Source organism: Inquilinus sp. 2KB_23 (assembly GCF_052115705.1).
GTDB lineage: Bacteria > Pseudomonadota > Alphaproteobacteria > DSM-16000 > Inquilinaceae > Inquilinus > Inquilinus ginsengisoli_A.
Genome location: NZ_JBFRHF010000008.1, coordinates 172,560 through 192,495 on the forward strand (window position 1 = coordinate 172,560; position 19,936 = coordinate 192,495).

10 protein-coding genes are annotated in these 19,936 nt (G+C 69.1%); 5 read left to right on the forward strand and 5 right to left on the reverse strand.

What is annotated here, in order from left to right; translation table 11 throughout:
- Window positions 1–378: 378 nt before the first annotated feature.
- The 3 genes from AB4112_RS12610 to AB4112_RS12620 are packed head-to-tail and all read left to right on the forward strand — an operon-like array spanning window position 379 to window position 9,370.
- Window positions 379–2,676, forward strand: coding sequence for a FecR domain-containing protein (locus AB4112_RS12610; protein ID WP_441720047.1), 2,298 nt, complete (start codon window positions 379–381; stop codon window positions 2,674–2,676).
- Window positions 2,677–2,711: 35 nt separating this feature from the next.
- Window positions 2,712–7,595 (forward strand): PKD domain-containing protein, encoded by a 4,884-nt coding sequence (locus AB4112_RS12615; RefSeq protein WP_309793846.1) that lies wholly within the window; start codon window positions 2,712–2,714, stop codon window positions 7,593–7,595.
- Complete coding sequence (locus AB4112_RS12620) at window positions 7,592–9,370, forward strand: adenylate/guanylate cyclase domain-containing protein (RefSeq protein ID WP_309793847.1); 1,779 nt, start codon at window positions 7,592–7,594, stop codon at window positions 9,368–9,370. The genes AB4112_RS12615 and AB4112_RS12620 overlap by 4 nt, the downstream gene beginning before the upstream one ends.
- 1,271 nt (window positions 9,371–10,641) lie before the next feature.
- On the opposite strand, the gene AB4112_RS12625 is transcribed toward AB4112_RS12620, so the two are convergent.
- The 5 genes from AB4112_RS12625 to AB4112_RS12645 all read right to left on the reverse strand — a co-directional run bounded on the left by AB4112_RS12625 (window position 10,642) and on the right by AB4112_RS12645 (window position 16,737).
- Window positions 10,642–11,211: a cytochrome P460 family protein gene (locus tag AB4112_RS12625; RefSeq protein WP_309793848.1), complete on the reverse strand. Its 570-nt coding sequence runs from the start codon at window positions 11,209–11,211 to the stop codon at window positions 10,642–10,644.
- Between the two features lie 163 nt (window positions 11,212–11,374).
- Window positions 11,375–12,673, reverse strand: coding sequence for an ABC transporter transmembrane domain-containing protein (locus AB4112_RS12630; protein ID WP_441720052.1), 1,299 nt, complete (start codon window positions 12,671–12,673; stop codon window positions 11,375–11,377).
- A 459-nt stretch (window positions 12,674–13,132) separates the two neighbouring features.
- Window positions 13,133–14,446: an aspartate aminotransferase family protein gene (locus AB4112_RS12635; RefSeq protein ID WP_441720055.1), complete on the reverse strand. Its 1,314-nt coding sequence runs from the start codon at window positions 14,444–14,446 to the stop codon at window positions 13,133–13,135.
- Between the two features lies 1 nt (window position 14,447).
- Window positions 14,448–15,767: a glutamine synthetase family protein gene (locus tag AB4112_RS12640; RefSeq protein ID WP_309793850.1), complete on the reverse strand. Its 1,320-nt coding sequence runs from the start codon at window positions 15,765–15,767 to the stop codon at window positions 14,448–14,450.
- 49 nt (window positions 15,768–15,816) lie between these two features.
- Complete coding sequence (locus tag AB4112_RS12645) at window positions 15,817–16,737, reverse strand: MurR/RpiR family transcriptional regulator (RefSeq protein WP_309793851.1); 921 nt, start codon at window positions 16,735–16,737, stop codon at window positions 15,817–15,819.
- 160 nt (window positions 16,738–16,897) lie between these two features.
- On the opposite strand from AB4112_RS12645, the gene AB4112_RS12650 reads away from it, so the two are divergent.
- Both AB4112_RS12650 and AB4112_RS12655 read left to right on the forward strand, forming a co-directional pair.
- Complete coding sequence (locus tag AB4112_RS12650) at window positions 16,898–18,736, forward strand: branched-chain amino acid ABC transporter ATP-binding protein/permease (protein ID WP_441720059.1); 1,839 nt, start codon at window positions 16,898–16,900, stop codon at window positions 18,734–18,736.
- Between the two features lie 34 nt (window positions 18,737–18,770).
- A complete protein-coding gene (locus AB4112_RS12655) occupies window positions 18,771–19,931 on the forward strand; it encodes an ABC transporter substrate-binding protein (protein WP_441720062.1) in 1,161 nt (386 codons plus the stop codon).
- Window positions 19,932–19,936: the final 5 nt, after the last annotated feature.

Below are 19,936 nucleotides of genomic sequence, written 5' to 3' on the forward strand. Positions count from 1 at the left end.
GGATCTTGCGGTTTCAGGCAGTGTCCGGTTTTGGAGCGCCCGGGATAAGGCGGCCTCCGGCCGGAATCTGGCAGGATAACGAGTGGTCGCCCTGCGGGCTTGCCGTCGCCACGTCCGCACTCCATGCCAGAGCGGCTCGTGTGCTGCCTCCCCACACAAATCCCTATTAGATTGACGATCTACAGCTTTGTGGGATAATTATTGGTAATTCTTGATAGATTGATCGAAATAAATTGTCGCACTCTGGTTGCTTGTTCCAGGGCCGCCGATAAGCCCTTCAGAGGGAGACGCTGAGACCCTTCGCCAATTACGGGGGTATCTGTGGACTATGCCGCTCTCGCCGGATCGGTTGGACGGACAGCTCTTGATGGGCTGGTCGTGGCGGCGCTTGTTCTGACGGCTTCGATCCCGGTCGCCCGGGCTGAAACCGTCGAAATCCGGCTCGAGCCGAACCAGACCATCCGGCAGATCTCTGAACGATATCTGGGCGATCCCGATCTCTGGCCGGAAATCCTCAAGGCCAGCGACCTGGCGTCAGTTGCCCAGCTCTCGCCTGGCCAGCCGCTTCGAGTGCCGGTGGATCTCGTCGCCGCCGCCATGCGCGCCCTCGAGCGCTGTGCCGACCAGATCAGGGTGGCGAACCTCGCGGGCGCCCAGCTGTTCGCGCCGGACGAGATCGGCAAAGCCGTTGATCTCTATGACCGCGCGCTCGGCCGTCGGGTCGAGCGCGCCTGGGGCGACGCCAAGGACCTCGCCCTCGAATCCCACTCGGAGGCCACGAAGGCTCTCACCCTCTCGGAAGAGCGGCGCGACGAGGCCGCCGAGGCGCTGCTGAGCGACCGCAACGGACAGGTCGAGGCCCAGAAGCCGAAAGATCTGGCATGGAACGACGCTCAGCTCCGCGCCGTGCTGGTGGAGGAAGAAAAGGTCCGCACCCTCTCCGACTCGACGGCGCAGCTGACCTTCCGCGATGCCAGCCGGCTCAGGCTCAGCGCCAATTCGAACGCCATCATCCAGGAAATGCGCTACGACCCGCTGACCCGGCACGAGGAGGCGAAGGTCAGCCTGGTCGAAGGCGACTTCTACGCCCTGCTCGGCAGCGACAGCGAGCGCACGAGCTTCGCCGTCGACATCCCGGAGGCGAAGGCCCGCATCGAATCCGGCGACTTCTGGGTCAGCAGCAACGCGTCCGGCGCCAGATTCACCAATTATGACGACCGTCCCGTCGCCGTCGCGGCCCGCGGCGAGACGGTGGTGCTCGGGCGGAACGAGGGGCTCGTCCTCTCCGACAAGGGCAAAGCCGGCGAGAAGCGCGCCGTGCTGGATGCGCCCCGGCTGTCCGCGCCGGCGAATGATGGCGTCGCCTATAACAGCGCGGCCGATCTCGCCTGGGCGGGCCCCAAGGATGCCGGAGGCTACTGGCTCGAGATCGCCTCCAACCAGTCGTTCGACACCATGCTGGTGTCCGAGTTCGGCCTGCAGAAACCCTCCTTCAGCGCCGAACGGTTGCCGCCCGGCGAGTATTACTGGCGGGTCTCCGCCCTCGACGCCTTCGGCCTGCCCGGCGAGCGCAGCGCCCCCTGGCGCTTCACCGTGGTGGTCGACAAGGTTGCGCCCTTCCTGCGGATCGACGCGCCGGGCGAGGGAGCGATCGAGCGCGACGCCGCCATCGAGATCCGGGGCGAGACGGAGCCGGGGACCGTCGTCTCGGTGAACGGCCGTCCGGTCGAGGTGAGCGCACTCGGGCGAATTGCGGCGCCGCTGGCAGCCAGCGAGGGAGAAAACCGCCTCGAAATCATCGCGGCCGACCCGGCCGGCAATGTCACCCGGTTAATGCGCAGCTTCAGCCACATGCCGGACCGGTCGGAGGCGGTCGTGCTGGACGCCTCGATACCTCGCGATCCAGCGGGCCGGATACTGGCCGGCGGCGACACCGTGTCCCTCGCCGGCCGCACGAAACCGGACTCACGGATCGATATCGTCGGCGCCGACGGCGCCCTGCGCGGATCGGCGGCCAGCGATCCGGCCGGCCGCTTCGCCCTCAACATCGCGCTCAGCGCCGACGAGGACTCGCTCTCGATCGTCGTCACCGCCCCGTCGGGCTTCAGCACCGCGCAGAAGCTCGACATCACGGTCGACCGCGAGCGGCCGACCATCACACTTTCGGAGGAATTGCCCCGGCTCACCGCCTCTGAAACCGTGTTCGTCAAAGGGCAGGTTGCCAAGGCCGGCGCGACGCTCCTTCTCAACGGCGGCGAGATCATGCTGAAGGACGGCGCCTTCGACGAGATCGTCAGCCTGCACGCCGGCGACAACCCGATCGAGCTCGTGGCCACCGACGGGCTCGGCAACACCGACGTTGCCCGGTTCACGGTCACGCTCGACGAGGAGCCGCCCCGGCTGGTCGCGGCCAAGCTCACGCCCGAAACCGGCGATGCCGGGTCCTTCGCGGCGATCGAGGTCCGCGCCTCCGATGCCTCGGGGCTCGCGGCGACCGCGCTTGCGACGGTGGGGTACGGGGCGGAGGCGGCCGACGGCGTGCTCCGGTTCAACCGCGCCACACAGACCTATCAGGGCTCGATTCCGGTTCCGCGCGGAGGGCTGAAATCGGCGGCGGTCAGGCAAGTCGAGCTCACGGACGCCGCCGGCAACCGGCAGTCATATCGCGTGGATTGAGCGGAGAGTAGCGAGGGAAGGCTTGGGCGGGGACGATGAGCAAGGCGGCGGGACACCCGAGGACAACAGCGTTCGGCATCGCCCTGTTTGTGTTGGCCGGGGCATGGGCGTCGCCGGCGCAGGCCGATGAGAGACCGTCCCTGATCACCTTCGGCCGGGATGCGCCCACCCGGGAAGGCGATTTCTACCGCGAGCAGACGATCTATGTCAGCGTGCCGGAGAGCTCGACCGAGCGGCTGTGGATCAATGTGTTCGATCCCGGGATCGGTCCGGAATTCGACCAGACGATGGGACCGGCCGGGGCGAACCGGACCCGCTATGCGGTGTTCGGCGGCACCGGTGCGTTCTGGGTTCCCCCGTTGGTTCCCGCCGTTCCGTCACCCGAACAGTCGGCTGCGGGCACACTGATCGCTGAGAAGACCTTTGGAGCGGAGCCGGAGGCGATCGGCCAGTGGCGGAATGTGGCTGTCGTCGATCCGCGCCAGGGCGAAGCCGTGGACGGGCGGCGGATCTTCCGCCTGCTGGTGCAGGGGCTCGAAGGGGCCGCCGGCAATGTCTACGACGTCGCGGTCAGCGCCCGTGAAACCCGGCAGGTGGCGCCCGAGGGGCTGGAGATCTTCGCGTACCGGCCGGTCGTCCGCGTCCCCGATCAGAAGACCTTCGCGCAGCTGCGGTTCCGCCCGCCGGCAGGGACCGACCGGCTGGTGGTCCACGGTTTCGATCTGGCCCACGGGACCCTGCAGCTGACGACCCCTTTCTCGTCGTTTCCGCTCAAGGCGTCCGGCCAGGACGAGTGGACGACGACCGAGGTCTCTCCCGTCCCGGGCACGCCGGGGGCGGTGGCCGCTCTCGATTTCGGCCGCGGCGTGGAGATGCCGAACGACGCCACCTTCATGATCGCCGATGCCGCGGGCGCGGCGGTGCGGTTCGAGCTTCCGGTGAAGCTGTGGCCGGCCCTCGTCCGCCCGAAGCCGGCGGTCGACCGGGTCGATCTCGCGGCCTGCGGGTCGGTCTCGTTCGATGCCGGCAGGTCGGTCGATCCGAAGGGGGGCCCGCTGGCCTACCGCTGGGACTTCGGCGACGGCGCCACCGCCGACGGTCCGCTGGTCCGCCACGACTATGCGGCGCCGGGCCGGTACCAGGCCCGTCTCGAGGTGCTCGGCTCCTCCGCCAGGATCGGCGACGGGGCCGCAACCGATGTGCCGGTCGACGTGCAGGTGCCGCCGGAAGCCCGCATCGCGTCCCTCGCATCCGCAGCGACGGGCGCCGAGGTCGCGTTCGACGGCAGCGGGTCGGTGGCTGGCAGGCTGCCGATCCGGCGCCTGACCTGGCACTTCAACGACGGAGCCACGCTCGCCGGCGCCAAGGTCACCCGGCGCTTCGACAAGCCGGGCCGGTATCTCGCCAGCCTGACGGTCGATGACGGCTCCCGCGAGCCTTGCGGCGCCGACACCGCGGAGGCCTCGATCGTCGTCAACACGACGCCGGTCGCCGTCGCCGGCCCCGGCCGCCGCGCCGCGGTGGGCGAAAGCATCGCCTTCGACGGCCGCCGGTCCTTCGATCCCGACGGCCGGATCACCGCCTATGCCTGGGATTTCGGCGACGGCACGGGCAGCACGGCCGCCGAGCCGCCCCATGCCTATGACAAGCCCGGCACCTACACCGTCGCGTTGGCCGTCACCGACGATGCCGGCCTGCCCAACTCGACGGCATCGGCCACGGCCACGATCCTGGTCAACGCTCCGCCGCTGGCCGTTGCCGGCCTCGACCGGGCCGCCGCCATCGGCGAGCCGCTGGTGTTCGACGGCTCGGCCTCCAGCGACCCGGATGGCCGCCTTGTCGCCTGGGACTGGGATTTCGGGGACGGGCGCAAGGGCACCGGGGCGCAGACGACCTACGCCTTCAGCCAGCCCGGCCTCTATCGGGTCAAGCTGACCGTGCGGGACGATTCCGGCACCGATTCGGCGACCAATGAAAGCACGCTCAGCGTGCGGGTGAACGCACCGCCGGTCGCGCTGGCCGGCGCCGATCAGCTGGTCACCGCCAGCGCCGTGACCTTCGACGGCACGGCCTCCACCGATGCAGACGATGCGATCGCGGACTACGCCTGGGATTTCGGCGACGGCAGCACCGGCAGCGGGCCCCGGCCGACCCATGTCTATGAGACCCATGGCCGATATCAGGTCCGCCTGACGGTGACCGACCGGTCGGGAACCAAGCTGAACGCGGCGGCCGACAGCCTGACCGTGGTGGTCAATGCCCGGCCGGTCGCCGACCCCGGGCCCGACCGGATCGTCGCCCCCGGCGAAAAGGTGGTGTTCGACGGCAGCCGCTCGCTCGACCAGGACGGCGACATCACCGACTACCGCTGGGATTTCCGCGATGGCAGCGTGGCGAAGGGCCGGGTCGTGTCGCACAGCTTCGCCCGGCCGGGGATCTATGACGTCAGGCTGGCGGTGGCCGACGACAGCGGCGATGCCGACGCCGTCGACTACAAGGAGGCCCGGATCACCGTCAACGCCGCGCCGGTCGCCGACCCGGGCGCCGACCGCATCGCCGCGCCGGGCGACGTGATCCGGCTGAGCGCCGCGAACTCCTACGATCCGGACGGCAAGATCGTCAGCTATCGCTGGGATTTCAGCGACAGCGGCAAACCCGTGTCCACCGCGCAGGTCGAGCGGACCTTCACCGAGCCCGGGCTCTACACCGCCCGCCTCACCGTGGCCGACGACAGCGGCGCGTCGAACGGCTTCGAGTCCCGCGAGGTCGAGATCGCGATCAACCACGCGCCGGTTGCCGACCCCGGCGACGATGGGGTGACCGAAAGCCTGGTCGTGTCCTTCGACGGCACCGCCTCGGTCGATCCGGACGGGGATGCCTTGACCTATCGCTGGGATTTCGGCGACGGGGCCTCCGCCACCGGCGCGACGGTGCAGCACACCTATGCGGGCGGGGGCACCTATCCGATCATTCTCGTCATCGATGACGGCAAGGGCTTGCGGAACTCGGTCGACCAAGCCGCCAGATCCCTGGTCATCCACAAGCCGCCGATCGCGAATGCCGGCGGCAACCGCGAGGTCTGCACCGGCGACGTGATCACCTTCGACGGATCGAAATCCGTCGATCCGCAGGGCGGCGCGCTACGCTACACCTGGGACTTCGGCGACGGGACCAGCTCCGGCATCGTCAACCCGACCAAGACCTATCGCAGCGAGGGGGTCTACCCGGTCACCCTGTCGGTGAAGGACAGCGCCAACCTGTCGAACAGCGACGGTGTCGACCGGGTGTCGGTCAAGGTCGATCAGGGCCCCTATGCCGATGCCGGCCCGGACATCGAAGCCTGCGCGATGTCGCCGATCGACTTCGACGCCTCGCGCTCCTTCGATCCGAACGGGACGATCAAGCGCTACGACTGGGATTTCGGCGACGGCAAGTCGGCGATCGGCGAGAAGCCGAACCATCTCTACGAACGGCCCGGCGACTACCGGGTGTTCCTGAAGATCGAAGGCCAGCGCTTCGGCAAATGCGATCCGCACTCCACCGACGAGATGTCGGTCCGGATCCTGCAGGGGCCGGTCGTCAAGATCGTCGCCCGGGCGGCGGCGGCGCTCGGCGACGTCACCTTCGACGGATCCGGCTCCGCCATGCCGGGCGGCAGGATTACCGGCTGGAGCTGGGATTTCGGCGATGGCAAGACCGCCGAAGGTGCGGTCGTCACGCACCGCTTCACCGAACCCGGCCGGAAGAAGGTCACCCTGGCCGTGACCAGCGATTCATCCTCGCCCACCTGCCAGCGGGTGGCCGGCACGCATGTCGTGGACATCAACGCGCCGCCCGTCGCCGTGATCACGGCGCCCGAGAGCATTTCCCAGGGTGAGGAGTTGCTGCTCGACGCCGGCCGATCGCATGATCCGGACGGGGCGATCGCCGCCTACAGCTGGGACTTCGGGGACGGCGAGACGGCGACCGGGGTCCGGGTCAACCATCGCTTCGGCGCTGCCGGCGCCCGCAAGCTGCGCCTGACGGTCGCCGACGAGGCCGGTGTGGAGAACTCCTCCGCGACGATCGAGCAGATGCTGATCGTGCGCCCGCCGCCCACGCCGGAGATCGACCTGCCGGCGGCGGCCTGCACCGGTGAGGATGTTCGTCTCGTCGTCGACGCCGCGGCGAAGCCGGCGGGCGGCGGCTGGCGTGACGCGGGTGAGACGAACGGGCCCCACAGCTTCGTCAGGCGGTTCGAGCACCCGGGCCGCTACGACGTGACGGTCATTCCCGATGATGGCCATGCCCTGGCCGTCAGCCGTCGGCCGCAGACCCGAATCCTGCACGTGAACCGGCCGCCGGTGCCGGTGCCGGGCCCGCAGCGCCTGGTCTGCCCGATGACCGAGGTCGTCTTCGACGGCACGTCGTCCTACGACGATGACGGCCAGATCATCCGCTATCGGTGGGATTTCGGCGATGGCGAGAGCGCCCAGGACGCGAAGGCCACCCATGTCTTTGCGCGGCCCGGGACCTACGATGTCGTGCTGACCGTCACCGACGATACGGAGTCGAGCTGCGCTGCCGCCAGCCGGTCGACGCGGGTGGTGGTCAATGCGCCGCCGGTCGCCGATGCCGGCCCGCCCTTCGAGGCCTTCGTCGGCGGCGCGGCGGATGCCGTGCTGCTGGACGGCACGGGGTCCAGCGACCCCGATGGCGGTGCCTTGACGCAGGTGTGGCGGCTCGGCGACGGCACGGTCGAGACCGGTGAGCGCGTCCGCCACCTGTTCCGGCGGACCGGCGAGATCCCGGTGGCGCTCACGGTCACCGACAGCTCGGGTCTTCCCTGCGGCGTGGCGACCGACGACACCGTCGCGACGGTCCGCCGGCGGTCGCCGCTGCAGGGGACCGAGACGCCCGCGCCCGGATTCAAGGAGTGAGCTCGCTGTCCTGGCTTCGGTCGCTGAGCCTTCGCCGCAAGCTGCTGCTGTTCTCGGCGCTGATCGCGGCGCTGCCGCTGCTGTTCGCCGGGCAGTCGCTGATCCGGATCGCCCGCGACGAGATGAAGAGCTCGGCCAATGAGCGGCTGGTCACGACCGTCCGCGAGGTGGCCGGCCAGATCGACGACATCTATGAACGCGCCTGGCTGGCCCCCCTCCTGCTGATCCGCAGCGCCGTCGACAGCCAGCAGGCGAGCGTCGGCGAGAAGGTCGCCATCCTCACCCATGGCATTGCCCAGCTGCCGGATATCGTCGCCTTGCAGATCACCCTCGATGGCGGTCGTCTGCCGCTGGTGATCTCGCAGAACCGGTTCAGCACGACGCTCACGGAAGCGAGCATCCAGCCTTTGAACGTGCTGCGCGTGCCGCCGGAGGTGATCCTGGCCGAGGTGCCGGATGCGGAGACGGCGGCGCGGGTCACCGCCGTCGATTACGAGCCGAAGACCGATTCCTGGCTCGCGACCGTGGTCCTCCCGCTCGACAGCAGGTTCAGCGGCGCGCGCGCGGTGCTCTCGGCGCGGATCGATCTCCGCCGCATCCGGGACTTCATCGCCAGCCAGCCGTTCCGCCAGGTCGGCACGATCACCACGATCGACGCGCAGGGGCGGAAGCTGTTCGACCCGGAGCTGGACGAGACCGGCGGCGTCAAACAGTTGAGCCGGCGCGAGATCGTGAGCAAGGCCCTCGCCGCGCGTGCGGGCGATCAGGCCCGCGCCATCAGCGTCGACACCTATTCGCGACCGGACGGCACCGCGATGCTCGGCACCTTCGCCTTTGCCCGCAGCTTCGATTGGACCGTGATCGTCGAGCAGAAGGAGGGCGATGCGTATTACGCGGCCGACGTCATGTTCGAGAGCCTTGTTTATTGGGTGATCGGCGGGCTCGCCGTCGCCGTGCTGGGGGCGGCGGTGTTTGCCCATCGCATCAGCCGCCCGATCCTCTCGATCGGGGAGACGGCGAACGAGGTGGCCAAGGGAAACTACCGGGTCCAGGTCCGGAATGTGCGCTCCAGGGACGAGATCGGTGAGCTGGCGAAGCGCATGAACAACATGATCGTGCAGATCAACGAACGCTTCGAGCTGGCGAAGTTCGTGTCCCACGGCACGATGGATGCCATCCAGCAATCGGACGAACGCGGCGTTCGCCTGGGCGGAAGCCGCTGTGAGGTCGCGATCCTCTTCGCCGACATTCGCGGCTATACGGCCTTCGCCGAAAGGCGCGACCCGGAGACGGTGGTCGAAACGCTGAACTTCTATCTCGCGGCGCAGGCCGACCTGGTGGCGGCCCACAATGGCGACATCGACAAATTCGTCGGAGACCAGGTCATGGCCGTGTTTCAGGGCCCGACCATGGCCGCCGACGCCCTGCACTGCGCCGCGGCCATGCAGACGCACATGGCCGATGCCTCGGCTGCCAGCCCCGACCGGGATCTTGCGATCGGCATCGGCATCGATATGGGCGAGGTGGTGATGGGCGCGATCGGCGCCCGGGATCGCATGGACTTCACCGTGTTGGGGGATCACGTCAACATTGCCGCCCGCCTGTGCTCCGCCGCCAAGCCGGGGCAGACGCTCGCGACCGTCGCCGTGGTCGAGGCCGCGACGGACCTGGACCCGCCGCTCGCATTCCACGCGCTCGACCCGATCGCCCTCAAGGGCAAGAGCGCACCGCTCAGCGTCTATGACATCCAGCCGGCGAGCCGCGCGGTTGCTTGAAGCGACCGGGACCCTGCAGCCTGAGCCGGTCTCGGTCGCGTGCCCGCCGCTCTGTTCTCACCGGGCCCGGTCAGGGGCTGAGTGATCTGCTCGAAACCCACCTGACCGCTGACCGCGTGCTGTTCGATTTGCGCCCGTGGATCATCACCGCACATGGGGCGAACAGCCAGCAAACGGGCACTCTACGGCGCCTGCGGTTGCGTCTGCTTTCGGAAGCCGAGTGCGATGGCGGGGCAGGCCAGCATGGAGCGGGGAAACTCCGGTGCATTGAACGGCGGCACGGCGGTCGGTCGAAGTGTTCGTCTTCGATCGCAACCACGACCGCCGCCGCCGATCAGCGGGGCTGGCTGCGTTCAGGTTTCCTTGTTGTCGGCGTCAGCCTTCAGGATTTCCACACCGCGCCAGCCCCAATAGACGCGATGCTCGCGGATCAGGCCGTCCTCGATTTCCATCACCTCGAAGAAGTCCATTTGCTCGCTCTGGGGTGTGGCCCGGGGATACTCCCACACCAGCAGCCTGCCATCAGTGAAATAGCCCTTGCGGTGGAAGGTCCGCCGGCCAGGCTTCCGCGGGGCTGCCCTCTCGAGCAGCGCCTTGATCTGGGCTCGCCTCCGGTTTTGTTGCCGAGCAGGTACGCGACCAATGGGCTCTCCAGCACGGCATCCGGGACATACAGCGCGATCATCGCGTCGAGATCGTCCTCGGACCAGGCGCGGTCCCATTCCCGGTAGACGCGTTCCACGGCGCGCCCGAACTCGTCTGAGACAAGCTTCTGGCACAGATTCTCGCTCATCATCGTCTCCTTGCCCTCTGGGCCCCTTCCTCTCAGCAGAATGGCGCTCGCGACGGGGCTGTTCCGAGCGCGGACTGCCTCATGGGCTATCCCGCAAGATCGGAACCGTTGGGTGGCGCTACTTCGGTGCGGTATCGTCATCGCAGTCGCGGGTGTGCTTGGCTTCCTCTTGCAGCAGCTCATGCGTTGATCGATCGGCTGGCTTCGGGTGCGATCTGAGACCCGGGCTGAGCGAGACGGGCTGGATTCTGCGGGTTCGAGGGCGTCCGGTGTGGGGCCGCCGCGGCTATGGCCGGAAATGGCGTCCTCCGGCCTGGCGGAGTGCATAGCAACCCTCCAGCCTTGCCCTTTCCGAATGAAGATGCGCCAGGAGATTTAGCAGAGCTCACACAAGGTGCCTCCGCCGGGCTGGCCGATATGGACTGAGCTCCAAGGCGATGATGCGGCAACTGTTGCGGCACGAATTCTGCCGTCGGTATCATTTTCTCAGCAGCGGATATCCATCGACGTAGATCCAGTCCGTCGGCTGGGCCGGAATGTGACAAGACTGACAATCCGCCGTGTAGTCGGTAGAGGTCGTCTTCAACGGACTGGCGACATCGAACCAGGACCAGCCCCAGCCGTCGCCCCACAGCTTATTGCCCGGAAAACTTCCTTTGCTGTCCTTTATCATGACGAACCAGCCTAATAGCTTGTTCGCGCGGCTAACCGTTCCGGTCGTCATCTCACCGCTCGCGGCGCTGTAGACCTCTTTGACCAGCACCGCGCCATCCGGGAAATGCCCGTCGCGACGATAGGCTGCCGTGGAGCCAGGGGAAGCATACACACCGTGGAGTTCCTTCGCCCCCTGGCCCTCCTCGTCGGCCGCCACTGCCCAGGTCCCCATAAACTCATAGGAGGCACGGTAGTCGGCGGGAACATGAAGATTGCCCGCCGCATCAACGACCGCCCCAGCTTGTGGCCCTTCGGCCTCGGCGGCCACGACGGCGACGGCACCGCAGGCCAAGCCGAGTAGAAGCAGGGCGGTTGCGCCCCTCGCAATCCTCATGGTCTCACCTCTGTCTATTGGTCCTGTCACTGCGGCAGGTCGTTGGCCGGTCGTCACTTTCGGTCGCGCCATCTATCCGCAGGCTACCGCGGCACGGCGGCGCCAAGGTTCCGAATCGCGTGTCCATTCGTCCGGGATATCCGGTTGGCGGGATCCCTTCCGATCAGAGAACAGCCGTTGCTTCGCCGGGCTCGCGAGCAAGCCTCCGGGAGACAACTCGACTCGCGGTCTCGTGAAGTCGAAGAAAGCTCCCATCATGTGGGACAAGAACCCTGCCAGCCTGCCCAGCTGCGCTAATACGGCGTGTCAACACCGTTTGCGCTGGACGTTGATTCGTAGACGGCGCATCGGTCGGGGATCGCACCGCCACGGTCCGACCGGCCGGCACGGTGAAGGACACGTCGCGCAGGATCGGCCGGCGCGGGTCGTAGGCGAAGGAGACGTGCTCGAAGACCAAGTCGCCGCGGCCGGGCGGCAGCGGCACCGCACCCGGCGCGTCCGTGACCTCGGGTCTTTCGTCGAGCATGGCGAGCATTTGCTCGACCGAAGTGAGGGAGTTTCGGATCGTCCGGTACAGCCGGCTCAACTGCTCCAGCGGTCGGGCCAAGCGGAGAAAATAAGTGTTTAGCAGCACCAGGTCTCCGACCGTCATGGTGCCAGCTTCGACCTCCCGGCCGCCGAGGATGACGAGGATGGCGAGACCGACGCTTAACACCATCCCCTGAACGACGGCGTTCAGGTTATGCAGCGCCAAGCTGCGCGCCGCCAGCAGCTCCGCCGCCTCCAGCCGCTCATCGTGGCGGCGGCCGATCGCTTTTTCGGCGCCGAAATACTTCACCGTCTCGTAGTTGAGCAGACTGTCGATGGCGACCGCATGGGCGCCGCGGCGCTCCTGCTGCATTGCTTTCAGGGTGGTGCGCAGGTTTTCGGCGCCTATTCTCATCGCCCACACGAAGGCGGCCAGGGTGCCGGCGGTGACCAGGGCATAGAAGGGCGGCAGATGCGCCAGCAGGATGATGCAGGTGACGACAATCTCGAACGCCAGGGGCAGGATGCTGAAGGCGGCGCTGTAGATCAACCCGCGGGTGCCGGTCAGGCCGCGTGCCAGGTCGTCGCTGATTGCGCCGGTATGGCGGGTGAGGTGAAACCGCAGCGACAGCCCGTGCAGATGGGTGAAGAAGATGCGGCTCAGCTTCCTCTCCAGCCGATGTTCGATTGGCACGTATAGCCGCATCTGCAACGTGCCCAGGAGGCGTGCGGTCCAGGAGACGGCGGCATAGGCGGAGATGATGCCCAGCGCTCCGATCGCCCAGGAGTTGCCGTGCCCGGCATAGGTATCGATCGCCAGCAAAAACAGGAGGGGCACAATTGCCACGGCGAAGGAGGACAGGAATGTCAGCCCGATGCAGGCCATGATGCGCAGCCGGGCGCCCCAGCCTTCGCCCTGCCACAGAAAGGGCATGACCCGGGCCAGCGTGGTCAGGTCGCTCCGCGCGCCGTTCTCTGCTCGGGGCGATGTCGTCGATATGCCTCGGTTTCCGTTCCCTCCGTCTTCGGTATCTTGTCCGGGTTGGGACAGCTTTCACAAGCATTCTCTGATCCGGGATCGACGCCTGGGCATCGCGGAGACGAAACGTCCTGGAACGCTGTGTCGATCCGAAAGACTCGAGAACGGCCTGGCGCTATCGGCTAGAGGCGTCCGCTTTCGCGAGCCTGAAGCGACCTTCGCCCGGTAGAGGCTTCGCAACGCCCAGGACAGCGCACCATCCGCAGCCTACTTCTTCAACACAATTCGCAGGCAACGATCATCCGTTGACATCACATCTTTGGAATCAAGGCTCAATCAAACTTGGGTCGCGTCTCACGCCGGCCCTGTCGCTCCGGCGATGAACTCTTCGATGAAGCGGCGCCGCTCGTTCGTCTACCAGCCGGCATAGGCAGCGACTGCCGCCGCATCGACCCGGCCCGACGCAGCGTCCTGCAGGGCAAGGTCCAGCACCGCCAGGCCTTCCTCGATCTCCGCCGTGGTGATCGTCAGCGCCGGCGTGATCTCCAGCACGTTCGAACGGGCGCCGACATAGAACAGAAGCAGGCCCAGCTCCCACGACCGATAGACCACCGCCTGGCACAGGCTGCCGGCCGGCGCCCGGCTTTCCCGGTTCTCGACCAGTTCGACACCCACGGCGAGGCCGCGACCGCGGATGTCGCCGATCGCCTCGTGCCGGTCGGCCAGGCGCCGCAGACCGTTGGCGAGCTCGAGGCCCCGCGCCGCGGCATTCTCCACCAGCCCTTCGGCCGCGATGGTGTCCAGCACGGCCAGGCCGGCGGAGCAGGACACCGGGTTTCCGCACAGCGTCTGCATGGCGAAGGCGGTGCGGTGATCGAGAATCGCGGCCGGGCCGACCACGGCGGACAGGGGCAGGCCACCGCCCAGCCCCTTGCCGAAGCTGACCAGGTCGGGCGTCAGGCTCTCGGCTTGGAAGGCGTGCAGCAGGCCGGTGCGGCCCAGCCCGACTTTGACCTCGTCGCAGACCAGCAGGATGCCGTGAAGGCGGCACCGTTCCGCCAGGGCCGGCAGGAAGCCGGGCGGCGGCACCAGCAGGCCGCCATCGGCCTGGATCGCCTCGACGATCACCGCCGCCGTGTCCGACGGCGGGCAGACGGTGGCCAGCAGATAGTCCAGCTGGGCCAGGGCAGCCTCGCCCACCGCGCCGGGGAAATGCGGCCGGTAGGGGTCGGGGTAGGGCAGCAGGAACAGCCCGGCGCGTGGCGGCGAATGGGTCTGGGCGGTGTGGCCGGACACCGACATGGAGAGGGCCGTGCCGCCGTGATAGGCGCCGACGAAGGCGATCACGCGCCGCTTTCCGGTCGCGGCCTCGACCGCCCGGACCACGGTCTCGTTGGCGTCGGACCCGGAATGGCCGAACCAGACCCGGCGGTCGCCGCCGCCCGGCGTGATCGACAACAGCTTTTCGGCCAGCGCCACCGCCGGCTCGTTGATCAGCGACAGCAGGCTGGCGCCCGGCATCGTCGCCACCGCCCGGCCCACCGCCTCGACCAGTGCCGGATGGCCATGGCCCAGGCTGGCGGCGCCCCAGGAGGCGGAGAAGTCGATCACCCGCCGCCCGTCATCGGCCACGAGGTGGCGGCCGTTGCCCGATCGCGCGGCGAAGGGGCCGAAGCGCAGCTTCTCGATCGCGGCGATGGCGGCGGCATCGCGGGTTACCAGGGGCATGTCAGTAGACCGCGCCGTAGCGGGCGCATTGCGCCGCCGGGGCCAGCCCGTCGACCATCGCCTGTTCGGCCCGCTTCATGGCGAAATAGGCACCGCGCATCGGCTCGGGCAGCCAGCCCAGCGCCACCGGGTCGGCCTGCAGCGCCGCCAGCGCCGCGGGCAGGGAGTCGGGCAGGCGGCGCACTCCCAGGCGCTCGGCCTCCGCCGGGGCCAGGTCGGCCGGGTCGCCGGCCACCGCCTCGGGCTGTGGCAGGGCCCGGCGGATGCCCTCCAGTCCGGCGCGGACCAGCAGCGCCAGCACCAGATGCGGGTTGGCGCAGGCGTCGGCGGCGCGGAACTCCAGATGGATCTGCTTCGCCCGGTCGCGGCCCGGCAGGTCGATGGTCGGGCACACCCGCAGCGCCGCCTCGCGGTTGCGGTGGCCGAAGGCGGTGAAGCCCGCGCTCCAGCGATGCGGCGTCAGCCTGAGATAGGAGATCACGCTGGGCGCGGTGATGGCGCACAGCGCCGGCAGGTGGCGCAGCACGCCGGCGACGAAGCGGCCGGCGACCTCGCTGATCTCGGCCGGGCGCGACAGGTCGGCGGTGGCGTTGGCGCCATCGGCGGCGACCAGGCTCAGATGAACGTGCACGCCGTTGCCGACCGCGGCGGGGTCCAGGATCGGGGCGAAGCTGGCGGCCAGTCCGAACTGCCGCGCCACGTCGCGGGCGACGTCGCGGATCAGCACGGCGCGGTCGGCCGCGGCCAGGGCGCCCGCGGGCTCGCAGGTCACCTCGAACTGGCCGGGACCGTATTCCGGCAGGATCATCTCCGGCCCCAGCCCGGCGGTGGCCATCGCTTCCATCAGCGCGCCGCAGAATGGCTGGGCGGCGCGAAAATCCTGCAGCGAGAAGGCCTGGGGCGCGATCGCCGGGCCGCCCGTCAGCCGGAACTCGTGCTCGAAGGCGGCGACCAGGTCCAGCCCGGTCTCCCGCTTCAGCTCGGCCACCGCATGCTTCAGCAGGGTGCGGACGCACCCGCCCCAGTCGCGTCCGTCGGTCTCGCGCACGTCGCACAGCAGGGCGGTGGCATCGGGCCGGCCGTCGAAGCCCTGCAGGGTCACCGGCTCGGTCTCCGCATCCGGGATCAGCCGCAGGTCGCCGGTCGGGCCGAAGGGCGAATCGCCCGCGATCACCCCGAACGGCGTCAGGGCGAGATTGGCCGGCACCCAGCCGACGCCGGAGCGGCGGCGGTTGTCCAGATCCGCCGCGGGGAAAGCGCGGCCGCGGGTCATCGCCGCCAGGTCGTTGGTCAGGAAGATCGCGAGATCGCGCGCGCTCATGGTCTTCGATGGCTCCCTGTTCTCATCTGTCGAAGTGTTCGCGGGCGGATCAGTCTTCCGGCCGCAGCACCGTTGTCTTCCGGTCGGCGACGAAATCGTCGCGGGCCTCGCCGGCCTTGTCCTCCAGCATCTGCATCCGCTCCCGCGCATCGCGACCCTGGCGCTGCAGCACCCCGGCCAGCAGCGCCTCGACCAGCGCGATGCCGGTGACGCCGGTGTCGAAGGGCGATGGCACGGCGATGGCGGCGGTCAGCACATGCGCCGCCACCTCGGCGATCGGCGACAGCCAGGGATCGGTGACCAGGATGACGGTCGCGCCCTGCTTGGCCGCGGTGCGGCACAGGGCGATGGTCTGGCGTTCGTAGCGGCGATAGTCGAAGGCGACGATCACGTCACGCCGGCCCAGGTCGGCGGCCTGGTAGTACAGCGGTACGGCGGCGGCCTGCAGCTCCTGCACCCCGGCGCGCAGATGATGCAGGTGGAACACCAGATACTTCGCCTGGATATGGCTGGTCCGGCCGCCCAGCGCCAGGATCCGCCGGCGCGGGTCGGCCAGCACGTCGATCACTGCGTCCAGTGTCGCCGGGTCGATCATGCGCTCGGTCTCCATCAGCGTCGCGGCGGCGGCGGCGAAGAAGCCGTGCAGCAGCCCGCCGTCTTCCGCCCCGATGCGCGGCGCGGTGTCGAACAGCGACAGCGGCGACTTCATCCGGTCCTGCACCTCCTCGCGCACCGCGCGCTGGAACTGCGGGAAGCCGGAATAGCCCAGCTTGGACACCCAGCGCAGGATGGTGGGGGCGCTGGCCTGGGCCCGGTCCGCCAGCTCGGCGATCGTCTCCAACGCCGCGATCGGATAGGCCGACAGAACGGCACGCGCCGCCCGCCGCTCGGACGGCGTCAGCTCGGGCAGGCCGGCACGGATGCGGTGCTCGATGGTCGGCAGCGGCGCAGGGGCGCGACGGATCGACATGGGCCTCGCAGTTTGGATGATACGTTACAGAATTGCCTGATTGACACGAAGGTTGGAATATATCCTAGTAAATGGCAAGCGCGGCGACAGGCTCGCGGTGCCTTGGTCCCGGTCGGGGCGGGGCGGATCAGGGCGCAACGTCGCCCGGGAGGCGAAAACGGTGACATCGATCGACAGCGCCGGCCCCGTGGTGCGGCGCGCCCTGGCTGGCGCGGTGCCGCTGATCGTGCCGGTCACGCTGCTGGCCGCCGGCGTGGTGCTGTTCCTCGGCGCGGCCGAGCAGCGGATCCTCATCCTGTTCATGATCAACCTGATCGCCGTGGTCGCGACCGGCCTCTATGTCGGCAATTCCGGGGTGACCAGCTTCGGCCATGTCGGCTTCATGGGGTTGGGCGCCTATGCCTCGGCGCTGCTGACCCTGCCGCCCGCGGTCAAGGCGACGATGCTGCCGAACCTGCCGGGCTGGCTGGCCGCCGCCCAGTTCGGCTTCGCCGAATCCCTGGTGGTCGCGGCGCTGGCGGTCGGGCTGTTCGCGCTGGTGATCGGCATCCCGGTCGCCCGGCTGTCCGGCTCCGCCGCCTCGATCACCTCGCTGGGCCTCTTGATCATCATCCATTCGGTGCTGAACGGCGCCAAGGACATCACCCGCGGCAGCCAGACCTTCTTCGGGGTCGAACGGCTGACCACCGTGCCGGTGCTGCTGGCCTGCGTCGCGATCGCGATCCTGGTGGCCCGGCTGTTCCGCGATTCGACCGCGGGGCTGGAGTTGCGGGCCAGCCGCGAGGACGAGCTGGCGGCCCGGGCCATGGGCGTCGACGTCGCCCGGCGGCGGCTGGCCGCCTGGGTGCTGTCGGCGATGCTGATGGCGGTGGCCGGCGGCCTCCTGGCCCATGTGCTGGGTGCCTTCAGCCCGAAGAAATTCTTCTTCGTCGACACCTTCGCCATCCTGGCGATGCTGATCATCGGCGGCCCGGCCTCGGTCTCCGGCGCCGTGATCGGCACCTTCGCCATCACCCTGATCACCGAATTCGCCCGCCGGTTCGAGGAAGGGCCGGTCCTGCCGCAGCTGGGCCTGCCGCAGGCCTTCGGCCTGACCCAGATCGTGCTGGGCTTGGGCATCCTGCTGATCATGTACCGCCGCCCCGGCGGGCTGTTCGGCCTGGCCGAGATCGACGACTGGCTGTTCCGCCAGCCCATCCCGGTCGCGACGGCGCCGCTGCCGGCCGAGGCCGCGCCGGCGGACGCCGCCCTGACGGCGGACCGGGTGACCAAGCGCTTCGCCGGGCTGGTGGCGCTGGACGCGGTCGACCTGTCGGTGCGGCCCGGCGAGATCGTCGGGCTGATCGGCCCCAACGGGTCGGGCAAGACCACGCTGATCAACGCCCTGTCCGGTGTGGTGCCGGCGACATCCGGCACGGTGCGGATCGACGGCCGCGACATCGCCGGGCTGCCGTCGCACCGCGTCGCCCGGCTGGGCATCGGCCGCAGCTTCCAGAACATCCGCCTGTTCAAGGATCTGACGGTGCTGGAGAACGTCATCGTCGCGGTCACGGGCAGCGGCCGGGGGCGGGCGGGGGGCGCCGTGGCCGAACGCGCGATGGCGGCGCTGGCCGAGCTGGGCGTCGACGGGCTGGCCGGGCGCCGGGCCGGGCAGCTGGCCTATGGCGAGCAGCGGCGGGTCGAGATCGCCCGCGCCCTGGCGATGCGGCCGCGCTACCTGCTGCTGGACGAGCCGGCGGCGGGCATGAACCCGGCGGAATCCGAGGCGCTGATGCGCCTGCTGGACGACCTGCGGCGGCGCACGGGCCTGGGGTTGCTGCTGGTCGAGCACGACCTGAAGCTGGTGATGCGGCTGTGCGACCGGGTGGTGGTGCTGAACAAAGGGCAGGTCATCGCCGCCGGCGTGCCGGACCAGGTCCAGGCCGACCCGGCGGTGGTCGAGGCCTATATCGGCCGCCGCGCCGCGCGCAAGCCGGCGGCGCTGGCGGCCGCGGTCTGACGACGAACGACAACGAACAGGGACGGAGGCACGAATGAACGGAAAAGTTCTCACGCTGCTGGGCACGGTTGCCGCCATGGCGACGCTGGCCGCGCCCGCGATGGCGCAGGACAAGCTGGTGATCGGCGCGGCGGTCGCACTGACCGGCAACCTCGCCTATGCCGACGTGCCGGCGATGGCCGGCATGCAGCTGGCGGTGGAGGAGATCAACGCGGCTGGCGGCGTCGGCGGCCGGATGATCGAGATCCGGCAGAAGGACAGCCGGTCCGACCCGGCCCAGGCCGCGGTGGCGGCGCAGGAGCTGATCGACGAGGGCATCTCGGTGCTGGTCACGCCCTGCGATGCCGACCCGTCGATCGGCGCCGGCCAGATCGCCCAGGCCGCGGGCGTCGCCGCCTTCTCGACCTGCGCCTCGTCGCCGACCCTGCCGATGGCGGTCGGCGACCACATGTTCCTGAACTTCCCCGGCGACAATGTGCAGAGCGCGGTGTCCGCCAAATATGCGACCGACCAGGGCTACAAGACCGCGGCCATCCTGGTGTCGCCGGACACCGCCTATACCCAGCTGCCGCTCTACTTCAAGGAGGTGTTCGAGAAGCTGGGCGGCAAGGTGGTGGCCGAGGACAGCTTCACCATGGGGCAGCAGGATTTCTCGGCCCAGGTGACCAAGATCAAGGCGCTGTCGCCGGCGCCCGACGTGATCATGACCGCGGCCTATGAGCCCGACTTCCCGGCCTTCATCAAGCAGCTGCGGGCGTCGGGGGTGAAGATCCCGGTGATCGGCTCCGACGGCATCGACTCGCCGACCACCTTCGCCGTCGGCGAGGCGGTGGAGGGCGTGGTGTTCACCACCGCCGGCTTCGCCGCCGAGGGCAGCCCGCTGGCGGCGTTCAACGCCGCCTACAAGGCCAAATACGGCCAGGACAGCGACACCATCTACAACGCCATCGGCTATGACCTGGTGAAGGTGGTGGCGGCCGCGTCCAAGGCGGCCGGGTCGGCCGAGCCCGCCGCGGTGTGGCAGGCGGTGCGCGGGCTGCAGGATGTCCAGGGCGCCACCGGCGCCATCACCTACAAGGGCACCGACGGGGTGCCGATCCGCCAGGTCGCGATCGTCCGGATCCAGGGCGGCAAGCGGGCGCTGGTGCTGCAGGCCACGCCCGACCCGGCCCTGGTCCCCAAGCCGCGGATGTGAGGGCG